The sequence below is a fragment of the Heminiphilus faecis genome (assembly GCF_008728965.1).
Taxonomy (GTDB): domain Bacteria; phylum Bacteroidota; class Bacteroidia; order Bacteroidales; family Muribaculaceae; genus Muribaculum; species Muribaculum faecis.
Genome location: NZ_VSMC01000006.1, coordinates 44951 through 58014, shown reverse-complemented (window position 1 = coordinate 58014; position 13064 = coordinate 44951). Strand labels below are relative to the sequence as shown.

The 13064-nt window shown below is 48.2% G+C and carries 10 protein-coding genes; 7 read left to right on the top strand and 3 right to left on the bottom strand.

Features of this window, described 5'->3' with window-relative positions; translation table 11 throughout:
* Window positions 1-26: 26 nt before the first annotated feature.
* The 3 genes from FW767_RS03885 to FW767_RS03875 all read right to left on the bottom strand — a co-directional run bounded on the left by FW767_RS03885 (window position 27) and on the right by FW767_RS03875 (window position 4270).
* Window positions 27-953 carry a hypothetical protein gene (locus FW767_RS03885; RefSeq protein ID WP_147438740.1) on the bottom strand — a complete coding sequence of 309 codons (927 nt, stop codon included), beginning with the start codon at window positions 951-953 and terminating at the stop codon, window positions 27-29.
* A 4-nt stretch (window positions 954-957) separates the two neighbouring features.
* On the bottom strand, window positions 958-2439 hold the full coding sequence (locus FW767_RS03880) for an MBOAT family O-acyltransferase (protein WP_262714003.1): 1482 nt from the start codon (window positions 2437-2439) through the stop codon (window positions 958-960).
* Between the two features lie 349 nt (window positions 2440-2788).
* Window positions 2789-4270, bottom strand: a complete 1482-nt coding sequence (locus FW767_RS03875) for a mechanosensitive ion channel family protein (protein ID WP_121698896.1) — start codon at window positions 4268-4270, stop codon at window positions 2789-2791.
* 127 nt (window positions 4271-4397) lie between these two features.
* Between FW767_RS03875 and FW767_RS03870 the strand changes: the two genes are divergently transcribed.
* From FW767_RS03870 to atpD, 7 genes are all read left to right on the top strand, one after another.
* Window positions 4398-6653 carry a TonB-dependent receptor gene (locus FW767_RS03870; RefSeq protein WP_235898024.1) on the top strand — a complete coding sequence of 752 codons (2256 nt, stop codon included), beginning with the start codon at window positions 4398-4400 and terminating at the stop codon, window positions 6651-6653.
* 35 nt (window positions 6654-6688) lie between these two features.
* Window positions 6689-7549, top strand: a complete 861-nt coding sequence (locus FW767_RS03865; protein WP_147438741.1) for a hypothetical protein — start codon at window positions 6689-6691, stop codon at window positions 7547-7549.
* A 207-nt stretch (window positions 7550-7756) separates the two neighbouring features.
* Window positions 7757-8131: an NADH-quinone oxidoreductase subunit A gene (locus tag FW767_RS03860; RefSeq protein ID WP_121698898.1), complete on the top strand. Its 375-nt coding sequence runs from the start codon at window positions 7757-7759 to the stop codon at window positions 8129-8131.
* Window positions 8122-8730, top strand: a complete 609-nt coding sequence (locus FW767_RS03855; RefSeq protein ID WP_121698899.1) for an NADH-quinone oxidoreductase subunit B — start codon at window positions 8122-8124, stop codon at window positions 8728-8730. Before FW767_RS03860 ends, FW767_RS03855 begins: the two co-directional genes overlap by 10 nt.
* A gap of 37 nt (window positions 8731-8767) precedes the next feature.
* Window positions 8768-10396: an NADH-quinone oxidoreductase subunit D-related protein gene (locus FW767_RS03850; RefSeq protein ID WP_121698900.1), complete on the top strand. Its 1629-nt coding sequence runs from the start codon at window positions 8768-8770 to the stop codon at window positions 10394-10396.
* A 25-nt stretch (window positions 10397-10421) separates the two neighbouring features.
* A complete protein-coding gene (gene nuoH, locus FW767_RS03845; protein WP_121698901.1) occupies window positions 10422-11498 on the top strand; it encodes an NADH-quinone oxidoreductase subunit NuoH in 1077 nt (358 codons plus the stop codon).
* A gap of 50 nt (window positions 11499-11548) precedes the next feature.
* Window positions 11549-13051 carry a F0F1 ATP synthase subunit beta gene (gene atpD, locus FW767_RS03840; protein WP_121698902.1) on the top strand — a complete coding sequence of 501 codons (1503 nt, stop codon included), beginning with the start codon at window positions 11549-11551 and terminating at the stop codon, window positions 13049-13051.
* Window positions 13052-13064: the final 13 nt, after the last annotated feature.

Sequence of the window (13064 nt, the reverse complement as noted above, 5' to 3'; positions counted from 1 at the left end):
CTGCTAAGATTGTCAATGCCATTCAATTATAAGCCGAGGTCAGTGCGTAGCGCCGATGACAATGCAGCGGCTCCGCTGTCATTTGTCAGATGTACGGCATCCCAGAAAAAGTTGTCATTGTCAAATCTGCTGTCACCGGCATAATTGATTGCTTTCACACAGTCGTGGCGTTCATCCATATTGTGGATAAGCTTATCCATTAATGCAAACTGTAAGGAGTCAATGCCGGTCAACAATGACCTATGCACCGGAGGAAGTACGAGATAGAGCTTGATATCCTCACTACAGCACAGTGACGCGAGGCTGTCAAGCATATCGGCATGGCGGCTGAACTCACGACGGCTCTCCTCGCTTGCCGGATGCTGCCTTGACTGAGCGTCGACGCGATGACGTAATTCCTTGCCGCGTATATCAAGTGAATGCCGGTGTATAAAACCAAGTGAGTCGGTGTAAACGGTGGGACGGCTTGACAGATAGCCTTTTATGCACTTTGAAATGGCCGTCTGCGCGTCGGAAAGAACCTCACTGCCTGTACGTAGGCCTCCTCCGACATCAAGACCCATGTAAAGACGGTGGTTCATGGTCTGCACGCGGATGTAGGGCCGGTCGTTATCGACTGCTTCCCAGTACATTTCAGGATATATGACATAAATGACATTGCGTAGCGACGTCATTTTTTTATAATGTGTAGTAAATTGAAGTATATTGAATATGGGGCGTTGGCCGTCAATAGCGAGATTGTATACGCTGTCGCCTAACAATGCCGGATTGACGCCTTCCTGTGCTACCGACGGGCCGATTATTATTGTTTTCATACCGGCACCGTGCTCCTCGATAAGCATTCGCTTTGCAAGGACAGGATTTGGAACATGTCTTGCCGAAATTTCGAGTATGATGCCCATTGCCAATAATATCGAGAAAAATACACAGCAATATTTAAGAAAATGTCTCATGATGTCAAAATTGGAAATAGATGAAGTCGGCTTGATTGCCGGAATAGCCGATTATAATAATTATCATGATATAATATATACACCAACGTACCGTACGGTTTCTGAATATGACCATATCGGGAAATTCATAAGGTTGTCGCCGCTTTCGCTGGACACATTCGACTATGACAAGTACTGCCGACCATGCAATAGCCCGTCCCCACGGCACATGGTCGAGAGTAGGAAAACGTGAGAAGATGCCATAAATATAGTTCAATGCGTCGTGGATGGTATTGGACCGGAAAAGTATCCATCCTATTGTGACCAAAATAAAAGTCGACAGTATCATCGAAAGTTTATACAGCACCGGCCGGCGTGCATGTGATACGGGGTCATGCCGTTGTCCTGCAATAATATAAGGCATAGACAGGGCGGCATGATATATCCCCCATGCCGCAAAAGTCCAGTTGGCCCCGTGCCATATGCCGGAAGCAAGAAAGACAACAAGTGAGTTTCTTGCAATTTTGCTTTTATTGCAGCGGCTGCCACCGAGCGGTACATACAGGTAGTCGACAAACCATCTGTTTAACGATATGTGCCATCTTTTCCAGAATTCTCTGATATTGTGAGAGAAATAGGGAAGGTTGAAATTGCGGGTGAGTTTTATGTCAAATAATTTTGCCACACCTATGGCAATATCTGAATATCCTGAAAAGTCGCCGTATATCTGAAATGAAAACAGGATGGCTCCTATGAGTAGCGTAAGGCCTCCAAGCGATTCATACTGGCTGAAAATTATATTGACGGCGGTAGCACAGTTGTCGGCGACAGCCATTTTCTTAAAAAGTCCCCATAGTATTTGCCGGCAACCATCGACAGCCGTGGCATAGTCGAAATGTCGTCGATGCAGAAACTGCGGCAACAAGCTTGTAGCCCGCTCAATAGGTCCGGCAACAAGTTGCGGAAAAAATGCGATAAATGCGAAAAACGCGGCAATGTCGCGTGTCGGCTCGATGTTGCCGCGATATACGTCTATAGTATAGCTTAATGCCTGAAATGTATAAAAACTTATGCCTACCGGAAGTATCAGGTCGAGGGTCACGGCATCAAGAGTTATGCCAAACGCGGCCAGCAATTCCGAAAGAGAGCGTGTGAAAAAGCCGTAGTATTTAAACAGGACAAGTATGCCTAAATTAAACAATACATTGCTCCACATTGTGGCCTTGGCGCCCCAACGCCCGCGATATCGCTCTATAAGCATGCCGCTGATATAGCTGCATATGGTGGTGAGTGCTATCAGCAGCAGAAAGCGCACATCCCACCAGCCGTAAAAAACATAGCTTGCGATCACTATGAATACATTTCGGGCGGTATTGCCTTTTAACAGTAGCCAGTACAAAATAAACACAACCGGCAGGAATACCGTAAACTCAATTGAATTAAATAACATAACTATAGCATTTTTAACGAATGCCATAGTCCGTAAACAATAAACCGAGAAATGCACATGGGCGTTACTTACCCAGAATGCACCCCTCGGAAAGGTGTTACGAATGGCAAGTCACGCCCATGCAAAGCAAGGACGTTCACTGACTTGTTCCCATTCGTGAAAATAATGAAATTTCCGAGGTTTCATTCTGTATGGAACAAATAGCAAACGCTATTAATATTATTTTGGCCGCGACTTTTCCCAGCCTATGTCTATTAAAAGTAGAGTCGCAAATATAGTCATTTATTTTAATAATACAAAACCGGTTTTGTACAGTCATTGTTTATAATCCGGTGAAGTATAATGCAGTCTTCGGAGCTATTGAGGACAATGCTTATATATTATATGCTTACTGTTATGGCGCGTTTTATTGCGGCCTGTCGTTGCCGGCGGGTGCGGGAGCGCTTTCCGGACCTGCGGGCGACTTGCTGTCGCGGTTGTAGAAAGGATAGGGTATGCCGAATACGTTTTCGGGTTTTCCGCCCGGACTCAGATAGCCGTCGATGATGGTGTCGCGACCTGAAGGCTGCTCGAATGTATATAGGCGGAAGCGTGACAGCATGGTTGCGAGATGTTCGAATACGGTATCCTGTATAGCCTCATATGGAAGCCATGCCGACGTGTCGGTAAAGCAATAGACTTGGAACGGTATGCCACCTCCGGTCTGCTGGAGCGTCGATACGAAGCATGTATTGTCGTTGCCGCGTGCTATAAGTTCGTTGTTGTCGAGCCACATCCTCATATAGGCCCGGAACAGACCGAGATTCGTGTCGATAGTGCCGTCGGCAAGTCCTTCGGAATTGTTGACATCCTCGACTTTTCCGGCTGCTTTCTGTGCTAGCTTGCGGGTTATGTAATTGTCCATGAACTGTATGCTGCGGAACTCCTCGAGCATGTCGGGAGTAAGAGGTACGACACTGTCGGCATCAATCATATAAGTGCGCTGTATGCGCCGTGTGTTGCTTAGCTGCATGCTCCGGTAATTGGTAAAGCTTCCGCTTACAAGGCTGTAAGGTGGCAGCATAGTGGTGGTCTTATCCCAGTTCAGGACTTTTACGGCGGTTAGCGATACTTCGATCACGGTGCCGTTGGCATCGGTGCCGTTGACTTTTATCCAGTCGCCTACATGCAGGCTGTCGTTTTCCGACAATTGTACTCCGGCTACAAGTCCGAGTATGCTGTCCTTGAACACCAGCATGAGAACAGCCGCGAAAGCTCCGAGACCGGCCAAAAGTGAAGCCGGCGATTTGTTGACAAGCAGAGCCACCGCTATTATTATGGCTATAATCCATATTATGCCTCTTATAAGTTGTACGAGACCTCGCAGTGGCAGATGCTTTTTGTTGCGTTTTGCGTCGATGTTGGCCCATACGGCTCCGATGAAAGCCGACAGGGCCATGACTGTAACGTATATGACATAAAGCAGGGTGATCCGGGTTAGTATGTCGGCAAGACGGTTGTGCATCGACATGAGCGTAAACTGTATGAAGATAAGGAATACGATGGCCGGAATGATGCGGCACAGTTTGGTGAAAAACATTTCCTGACGCAGGAAGCGGTACAGGTCGTTATCCCAATGGCGGCTCAGCCGGCGCACACCTCCGAGTATGATCCATTTGGCTACGTATCCAATGGCAAACGACACAATAAATACCACTACCGTATAAGTCCATGTCACAATAGTGGGGTTATGCTCAAGTCCTACTATGCCGAGTAACCAATTGACGATATTCATCATCAGCGAGGCAAGGAAGTAAGTTTCGACAGGAGCTGCATTTATGGCATTTAGAGTAGCTTCCGATATATTGTCGGAGTGCTCGGATATAAAGCCGGCTGAAAGACACAACATGAGGAACAGTTATATTAAAATTAGTTTACAATAGTTACTAAATAGACAACAATATCCAATAAATTGTTCTGGCGGGTCACTATAAATAGTGGTTGCACGAGCCGAAATTACCTCGTAATTTTGCATCGTGATTAAAAGAGCGGATACATATGCAAAAAGAGCCTTGAGCATGCTCTCTGTGGCAGCCGGAACGATTGTGACAGCCGGTGCTATGGATGTAGCCGTACCTGCTGATACGACTCTGTTGCTTGACGAAGTGTCGGTGACTGCTATAAAACAAGTCAGAAATGTCGATGCTCTTCCGATAGCGTCGACAGTGGTGGGCGCCGATGAGATAGAGCGTCTGAATATAGTGACCATGAAGGGTGTGAGCGAGATAGCTCCCAACTTTTATATACCCGATTACGGTTCACGTATGACTTCGTCTATTTACGTGCGCGGCATAGGCGCGCGTATAGATCAGCCTGTCATAGGTCTTAATGTTGACAATGTGCCTTATCTAAACAAGGACAATTATGACTTTGACCTTGTGGATATAGAGCGCATAGAGATGCTGCGCGGTCCACAGAGTACTCTTTACGGACGCAATACCATGGGGGGACTCATTAATATATATACGCTCTCGCCGATGAGGTATCAGGGATTCCGTGCCATGGCGGAGTATGGCCGCGGCAATTCGGTGAAAGGGGCTTTGTCATATTATCATAAACCGGCACGTAACCTCGGCATGTCGTATACGGGATATTTCACTCATACCGACGGTTTTTTCACAAACAAATACGATGGCCGGAAAATAGACAAGGAGAATCAGGGAAGTCTGCGGTGGAAGACCGTATGGTATCCGGTCGCTGACGTGTCGGTTGAAAATGTGGCTTCGTTGCAGGTGTCGCGACAGGGAGGATATCCTTACGAGTCATATGAGACTGGTGTCATAAACTACAACGACCCGTGTTATTATCATCGTACGGGAGTTACCGACGGCCTTACTGTGAAGTGGATGCTTGACGGCGTGACTTTGTCAAGCATAACAAGTTTCCAATACATAAATGACAACATGACTCTTGATCAGGACTTTCTGCCGGAGTCATACTTTACTCTCACGCAGGACCGTCGTGAGTGGGCTTTGACGCAGGATTTCATAGGACGCGGCAGGATAGGGGACTATGACTGGCTTGGCGGTCTGTTCGGATTTTTCAAGCGTACACATATGGATGCTCCGGTAACATTCAAGGAGACCGGCATCGAAAAACTGATATTGGAGCATGTGAATGAATTCAGCCCGTCTCATCCTTTTCGCTGGAATGAAAACAGTTTTGTTCTCGACAGCGAGTTTCGCAATCCCGTCTGGGGACTGGCTCTGTACCATCAGAGCGGCTATGAGTTCGGCAACTGGGACTTCTCGCTCGGTCTGCGTCTTGATCTGGAACATACAAGCCTTGACTATAACAGCAGGTGCAATACGGCGTTTACCATAATGAGTATGGCAGAAGGTGTGGAGACCCCTTACCAACACGTGCCTATTGACCTTGACAATGACGGCTCGCTGTCAAAGACATTCATTGAATTTCTGCCTAAATTTACCGCGACATACAATATGCCGGGTGTGACGGACGGCAATGTGTATGTGTCGGTAGCTCGAGGTTACAAGGCCGGAGGCTTCAACACCCAGATGTTCAGCGATGTGCTCCAGCAGGAGCTTATGGAATACATGGGGCTCGCCAACCGCTATGACGTAGACAAAATAGTGTCGTACAAGCCTGAATACAGCTGGAACTATGAGGTCGGTGCCCACTTGTCGACTGCTGATAAGAAACTATCGGGGCAACTGGCTGTTTTTTACATAGACTGCCGTGATCAGCAGCTTACCATGTTTCCCGACGGACTTACAACCGGCCGTATTATGACAAATGCGGGAAAGACCCGTAGCTACGGAGCGGAGGTGACGTTAAACTACAAGCCGGCGGAACGACTGGAACTTAACGCTTCATATGGCTATACCAACGCCAAATTCAGGGAGTTTAACGACGGCATACATGATTTTTCAGGTAAGTATATACCTTATGCGCCCCACAATACTTTTTTTGCGGGGGCCACATATCGTCAGCCGATAAAAGCTTCATGGCTTGACCATGTGGCGGTAGATGTGAACTGTCGTGGAGTCGGCGATATCATGTGGGATGAGGCAAACAGTGTTAAGCAGCCGTTTTATGCCCTTGTCGGGGCGTCGGTCAGACTGGAGCACGAACGCTATTCAGTGACATTCTGGGGAGAAAATCTTACCGATACAAAATATAATACGTTTTATTTCGTTAGTATAGGGAACACATTCCTCCAACGAGGTAAACCGTTGCGCATCGGTGCTACTGTGAGAATGCAATTTTAATACACACTAAATATCAATAAACAAAACAAATGACAATGAAATTTTTCGGAACAATTTTGGCAGGCGCCGCGCTTGCTATGTCTGTAACTTCTTGTAATACTGATGGTGACAGTACTCAGACGCAGAATGTAGAGGTACTTAATATTACTACTACCGGTAATACGCAGGAATTAGAAGTGGGTATAGCGCAGTTTGTTGTGTCTACCGCCACTGATGCGGACCAGTTCGCTTTGGGAATGGGAGACGAGACATGGCGTTTTTCCAATCTTAAGCGTACAATGGGTCAGGACGGTTATACTTGGAAAGAGACTGCGACTACTCAATTGACTGGATGTCCTACCATGCCAAGCCCCTTTACTGTAAGAATGACAGGTATAGCAGGAAATACCTACTATAAGCTTGGCTTTACCGATAAGTCTATAACAGGTATCGCTCTCGCTACCGGTTATGTAAGTCGGACTACGGTAATCAACGTCGAGACAGGAGAGCAGGTTCTTTACACATCTGAAATTAAGAAGAACCAGTTTATTGTTGAAATAATAGGTGAGGATATCAAAAAAGATAAAAAATGTAATCTGAACCTGCTTATCGGCGGGGCTTCTTTCATTGATGGCATGCCTGCTATGAACATGCGTTTCAAGTCTATACCGTTTAAGATTGAGGGTGATATGCTTTCATTTGAAACCGCTTCTCTGATTCCTGAACTTGTACAAGGAGGCAACTCTTTTGCACCGCAAGAACGTTTCCCGATCTCTGACTTACATGCTTCAGGCACTCTCGGCGGCCCGATCACTCTTGAATTTGACTGCACTTACAAGGACAAGAACGATGTAGAGACCAAGTATCGTGTCCGTTCTCAATTGCTTGGCGTACTTCCCTCAAGCAGCTCTAACTGATAAACAGCTACATAACAGAAAAACGCCGACCGGTTTTCCGGCCGGCGTTTTTCTGTTATAAAAGTCGATAAAGCTGTCATGCTTGTAAAATTACGTTGCAATTTGTAAGCTGACTTGAAAAATAATTACTATATTTGCACTGAATTTTATCATGCAGTGCGTCATGCCATGAAGCATTTCTTGGATGAAAGTATATAGATTAAACATATGGTATCATTAGTTTTTGGTATTCAGAATTCTACCCTCGCGGTAGTGGCAGCCCTCACGGGTGTGGCCCTCGTAGCGTTGGCGTTGATTGTTGCAGGGCTTATCTCACCGAAGTCCTACAACGCCCAGAAGGGAGAAGCCTACGAGTGCGGTATTCCCACACGCGGCTCGAGTATGGCCCAGTTCAAGGTAGGCTACTATCTGTACGCGATTTTGTTTTTAATGTTTGATGTGGAGACGGTGTTCCTCTATCCATGGGCCGTGAACGTACGTTCGCTCGGGACTGACGGATTGCTGTGCATCGCCGTATTTTTCGGAATATTAGTGCTGGGCTTGGCATATGCTTGGCGGAAAGGAGCGCTTGAATGGAAGTAACAGCACAAGGCATGCCTTATGCCGACTGGAAAGACAATGAATATATAGAGCATCTCGTCAAGGAGCTCAAGGACAACGGCACAAACGTTGTGGTAGGCACACTTGACAGTGTCATCAACTGGGGGCGCAGTAACTCTTTATGGCCGCTCACATTCGCAACCAGTTGCTGCGGTATTGAATTTATCGCACTCGGAGCGGCGCGCTACGACATGGCGCGCTTTGGCTGGGAAGTGGCGCGAGCCTCACCACGTCAGGCCGACTTCATGATGGTGGCCGGTACGATAGTGCATCGTATGGCCCCGGTTGTACGCCGTCTTTATGATCAGCTCGCCGAGCCCAAGTATGTTATTGCTTGCGGCGGTTGTGCCATATCGGGCGGTCCGTTTAAGAACTCTTACCATGTGGTGAAGGGAGTAGAAGAAATCATCCCCGTCGATGTATATGTGCCCGGATGTCCGCCACGTCCCGAAGCCATGATATACGGTATCATGCAGCTTTCGCGTAAGGTTAAGGTAGAGAAGTTCTTCGGCGGAGTCAACCGTCAGGAGAAGCAGAAGGAGTTTTTCGAAACCCATCCTTTGGAAGAGGCCGAGAATTAATTAATAATAGAATATAACACCCATCAATATCACGATTATGGCAAATGTTCAGGAAAAGATAGCCAAGTTGTTTCCCGAAGCGACTTTCGAAGAGGGCGAATGGCTGTTGGTTAATATTCCCGATGCCAAGTGGCACAGTCTTGCAAAGACACTTAAAGAAGATCCCGAGCTGGGATTTGATTACTTGGTGGCTTTAGTGGGTATGGACTGGACCGATGCTCTCGGTTGCATGTACTATCTCACATCGACCACCCATAATACGCATGTATCGGTTAAGGTGACCACCGACAACCGCGAAAATCCTATGCTTCACAGCATATCTGACCTTTGGGCTGTGGCCAATCTTTACGAACGTGAAGTCTACGACTATTACGGCATAATATTTATCAACCATCCCGACATGCGCCGTCTGTTTCTGCGCAACGACTGGGTGGGCTATCCGCTTAGAAAGGACTACAATGACGATCCGGCGGTCAATCCGGTGCGCCTCGACCATGAGGAGGTTGAGGATACTACCGTGACTTATGTAGAGACAGCCGACGGCACGGTGGAAAAACGTGATGTGACCATATTCGCTCCCGAGGAATTTGTACTCAACATAGGCCCGCAGCACCCCGCCACACACGGTGTATTGCGTTTCCGTACTTCCGTTGACGGCGAGACTATCAAGAAGATTGACCTCTATCTCGGCTACATACACCGAGGCATCGAGAAGCTGTGCGAGGGGCTCGGTTATTCGCAGACATTGCATTTCACCGACCGTCTTGATTATCTGTCGGCCCAGCAGAACCGTCACTGCCTGTGTATGTGTATAGAAAAGGCTCTCGGCCTTGAAGTGCCACGCAGAGCTCAGGTGATAAGGGTTATGATGGACGAGTTGATGCGTATATCGTCGCACCTGCTCTTTATCGGTACCTTCTGTATGGACCTCGGTGCTACAACTATGCTCTTCTACGCTCTTCGCGAGCGCGAGACCATACTCAACATACTTGAAAAGACCTGCGGCGCCCGCATGACATTCAACTATAACTGCATAGGTGGTGTGATGGCTGATCTTGACGCCGATTTCGTTAAGGATGTTAAGCATCTTATCGAGATAATGCCTGCCGCCATAAAAGAATACAACACCGTATTCACCGGCAATGTCATAGCCCACAACCGTATGATAGGAGTGGGTAAGCTGACCAAGGAGGACGCCATATCGTACGGTGTCACCGGTCCTGCCGGCCGAGCTTCAGGCTGGGCGTGCGATGTGCGCAAGACCACACCTTACGGCATCTATAATGAAATCGACTTTGACGAGGTCATCCTTAAAGAGGGCGATTGCATGGACCGTTTCGTAGCCCGTGTGGAGGAAATCAAGCAGTCGGTAAGGATACTTGAGCAACTTGTCGACAAGATACCCGAAGGCGAGATTTGTGCGAAGGTGCCTAAAATCATCAAACTTCCGGAGGGACATTGGTTCCAGCAGGTTGAGGCCAGCCGCGGTGCGTTTGGCGTATATATCGAGAGCCGTGGCGCCAATACTCCGTGGCGTGTGAAATTCAACTCTCCGTGTATGAATCTGGCCGGAGTAGTCAATCATCTGACATGCGGAGGCAAGATTGCCGACCTCATAACAATAGGCGGTACCCTCGACTACGTGGTTCCCGACATAGACCGATAAGTAAGAAAAGAAACGACAGAACGATATGTACGATTTATCAAAAGGAGCCGATTGGCTCAATCAATGGTTAAACGGTTGGTGTGCTCCATGGGTGACCACCGTAATTGAATGTGTACTCATAGGCGTGGTTTTGCTCTTGGCTTACGCATTGCTGGCGCTGTTCTACATCTACTTCGAGCGTAAGGTGTGTGCCGCGTTTCAGTGCCGCCTCGGTCCTAACCGTGTAGGTCCCGCTGGTATCTTCCAGAGCGTGGCTGATATGTTCAAGATACTTATCAAAGAGCTTATATCGCTGAAATATACCGATAAATTTTTGTTCGCACTCGCTCCTTATCTGGTGATTATAGCTTCGATGCTCTGCTTTGCAGTGCTTCCTTGGGGCAACGGACTCCAGATTATCGACTTTAATATAGGTATATTTTTCCTTGTGGCCGTGTCATCGATAGGTGTGCTCGGCATATTGCTTGCCGGATGGTCGAGCAACAATAAGTTTACACTTATTGGTGCTTTGCGTTCGGGTGCTCAGATGGTGAGCTATGAACTATCCATCGGCCTTTCTGTTATAACAATGGTCGCTTTTGCCGGTTCGATGTCTATCACCGATATCTGCATGGCGCAGAAAGATGTGTGGTTTATAGTTTCAGGACACATTCCCGCGATAATAGCGTTTATCATCTACATTATAGCGGGTACGGCCGAAACCAACCGAGGCCCGTTTGACCTTCCCGAGGCCGAGAGTGAGCTTACCGCCGGCTATCATACGGAATATTCCGGTATCCATTTCGGATTTTTCTATCTTGCCGAGTACCTTAATCTCTTCATTGTATCGGGAGTGGCCACGCTCCTCTTCTTCGGCGGTTGGATGCCTCTTCACATCCCCGGATGGGAAGGCTTTAACCAAGTCATGGATTATATACCGTCGCTTATATGGTTTATTGGCAAGGCGATACTGCTCTCGTTTGTCATCATTTGGTTTAAATGGACATTCCCCCGTCTGCGTATCGACCAGCTTCTGCACCTTGAGTGGAAGTATCTGTTGCCAATCAACTTGGCCAATCTTGTGCTGATGGTGATCGTGATATGCTACGGATTGCATTTTTAATGCGGTGATTTAAAATAGAATACAATATAAAACTCTGATTTCTCGAAAAGATGAGCGATAAATTCGGAATAGTAAGTCAGGTGATCGGCCCGGTAGTCGATGTGACTTTTGAAGGAAAGGATAATGTCATCCCTCCCATTTATACGGCTCTTAAAGTAGTCCGTAACGATGGCTCGGAACTTATTCTTGAGGTGGAACAGCACATAGGAGAGGACACCGTGCGCTGTGTGGCGATGGAGAGTACCGACGGTCTGCAGCGCGGTATACGCGTCGAGAATCTCGGACGGCCTATCGCAGTGCCTACCGGCGATCAGGTGAAAGGCCGTCTGCTCAATGTGATCGGTGAGGCCATCGACCACTTGCCCGAGCTAAAACGCGATGACTTGCGTCCGATACACCAGCCGGCGCCGGCATTTGATGATCTTACCATCGGTACCGAGATCCTTTATACGGGTATCAAGGTTATCGACCTGCTCGAACCTTACAGCAAGGGTGGTAAAATCGGTCTGTTCGGTGGTGCCGGAGTCGGGAAGACTGTGCTCATCATGGAGTTGATCAACAACATCGCCAAAGGCCATAACGGATTCTCCGTATTTACCGGTGTCGGCGAACGTACACGCGAGGGCAATGACCTGCTGCGCGAGATGATAGAGAGCGGCGTCATGAAGTATGGCGAAAAATTCCGTGAAGGCATGGAGAAAGGCGAGTGGAACCTTGCCGATGTGAACATGGACGATGTAGCCGACTCTCAGGCCACTCTTGTGTTCGGTCAGATGAACGAACCCCCGGGCGCACGTCTGCGTGTGGCTCTTTCGGGACTTACGGTGGCCGAGCAGTTCCGCGATCAGGATGGCGGTGGCAAGGAAATATTGCTTTTTATCGACAATATATTCCGCTTCACGCAGGCCGGTTCGGAAGTGTCGGCGCTTCTTGGCCGTATGCCTTCGGCTGTGGGCTATCAGCCTACTCTGGCTTCGGAAATGGGTGCTCTTCAGGAGCGTATCACCTCTACCAAGCAGGGTTCGATTACTTCGGTTCAGGCCATATATGTGCCGGCCGATGACTTGACCGACCCGGCTCCGGCCACGACATTCAGCTTCCTCGATGCCACTACGGTGTTGAGCCGTAAAATAGCCGAGCTCGGTATCTATCCTGCTGTCGATCCTCTTGAATCCACATCACGTATTCTTGACCCTCACATCATAGGCGAGGAGCATTATCAGACAGCTCAGGCTGTCAAGCAGTTGCTCCAGAAGTACAACGAACTTCAGGACATCATCGCCATCCTCGGTGTCGACGAACTTTCAGATGAGGACAAACTTGTGGTTGCCCGTGCCCGTCGTGCCCAGCGTTTCCTTTCGCAGCCGTTCTTCGTTGCCGAGCAGTTCACCGGACTTCCCGGTGTCATGGTGCCGCTTAGCGAAACCATCAGAGGCTTCAAGATGATACTCAGCGGAGAAATGGATGAGTACCCCGAGCAGGCGTTCCTTAATGTCGGCACTATCGACGAGGCTATCGAGAAAGGAAAGAAACTGCTCGCAGAGGTAAAATAATAAAATTGTAGGA

What these genes read in the sequence shown, in the direction of transcription:
- nuoH (WP_121698901.1), top strand. Translation starts at nt 10,422, where the DNA reads ATGTACGATTTATCAAAAGGAGCCGATTGGCTCAATCAATGGTTAAAC.
- FW767_RS03855 (WP_121698899.1), top strand. Translation starts at nt 8,122, where the DNA reads ATGGAAGTAACAGCACAAGGCATGCCTTATGCCGACTGGAAAGACAAT.
- FW767_RS03860 (WP_121698898.1), top strand. Translation starts at nt 7,757, where the DNA reads ATGGTATCATTAGTTTTTGGTATTCAGAATTCTACCCTCGCGGTAGTG.
- atpD (WP_121698902.1), top strand. Translation starts at nt 11,549, where the DNA reads ATGAGCGATAAATTCGGAATAGTAAGTCAGGTGATCGGCCCGGTAGTC.
- FW767_RS03850 (WP_121698900.1), top strand. Translation starts at nt 8,768, where the DNA reads ATGGCAAATGTTCAGGAAAAGATAGCCAAGTTGTTTCCCGAAGCGACT.
- FW767_RS03865 (WP_147438741.1), top strand. Translation starts at nt 6,689, where the DNA reads ATGAAATTTTTCGGAACAATTTTGGCAGGCGCCGCGCTTGCTATGTCT.
- FW767_RS03885 (WP_147438740.1), bottom strand. Translation starts at nt 953, where the DNA reads ATGAGACATTTTCTTAAATATTGCTGTGTATTTTTCTCGATATTATTG.
- FW767_RS03875 (WP_121698896.1), bottom strand. Translation starts at nt 4,270, where the DNA reads ATGTTGTGTCTTTCAGCCGGCTTTATATCCGAGCACTCCGACAATATA.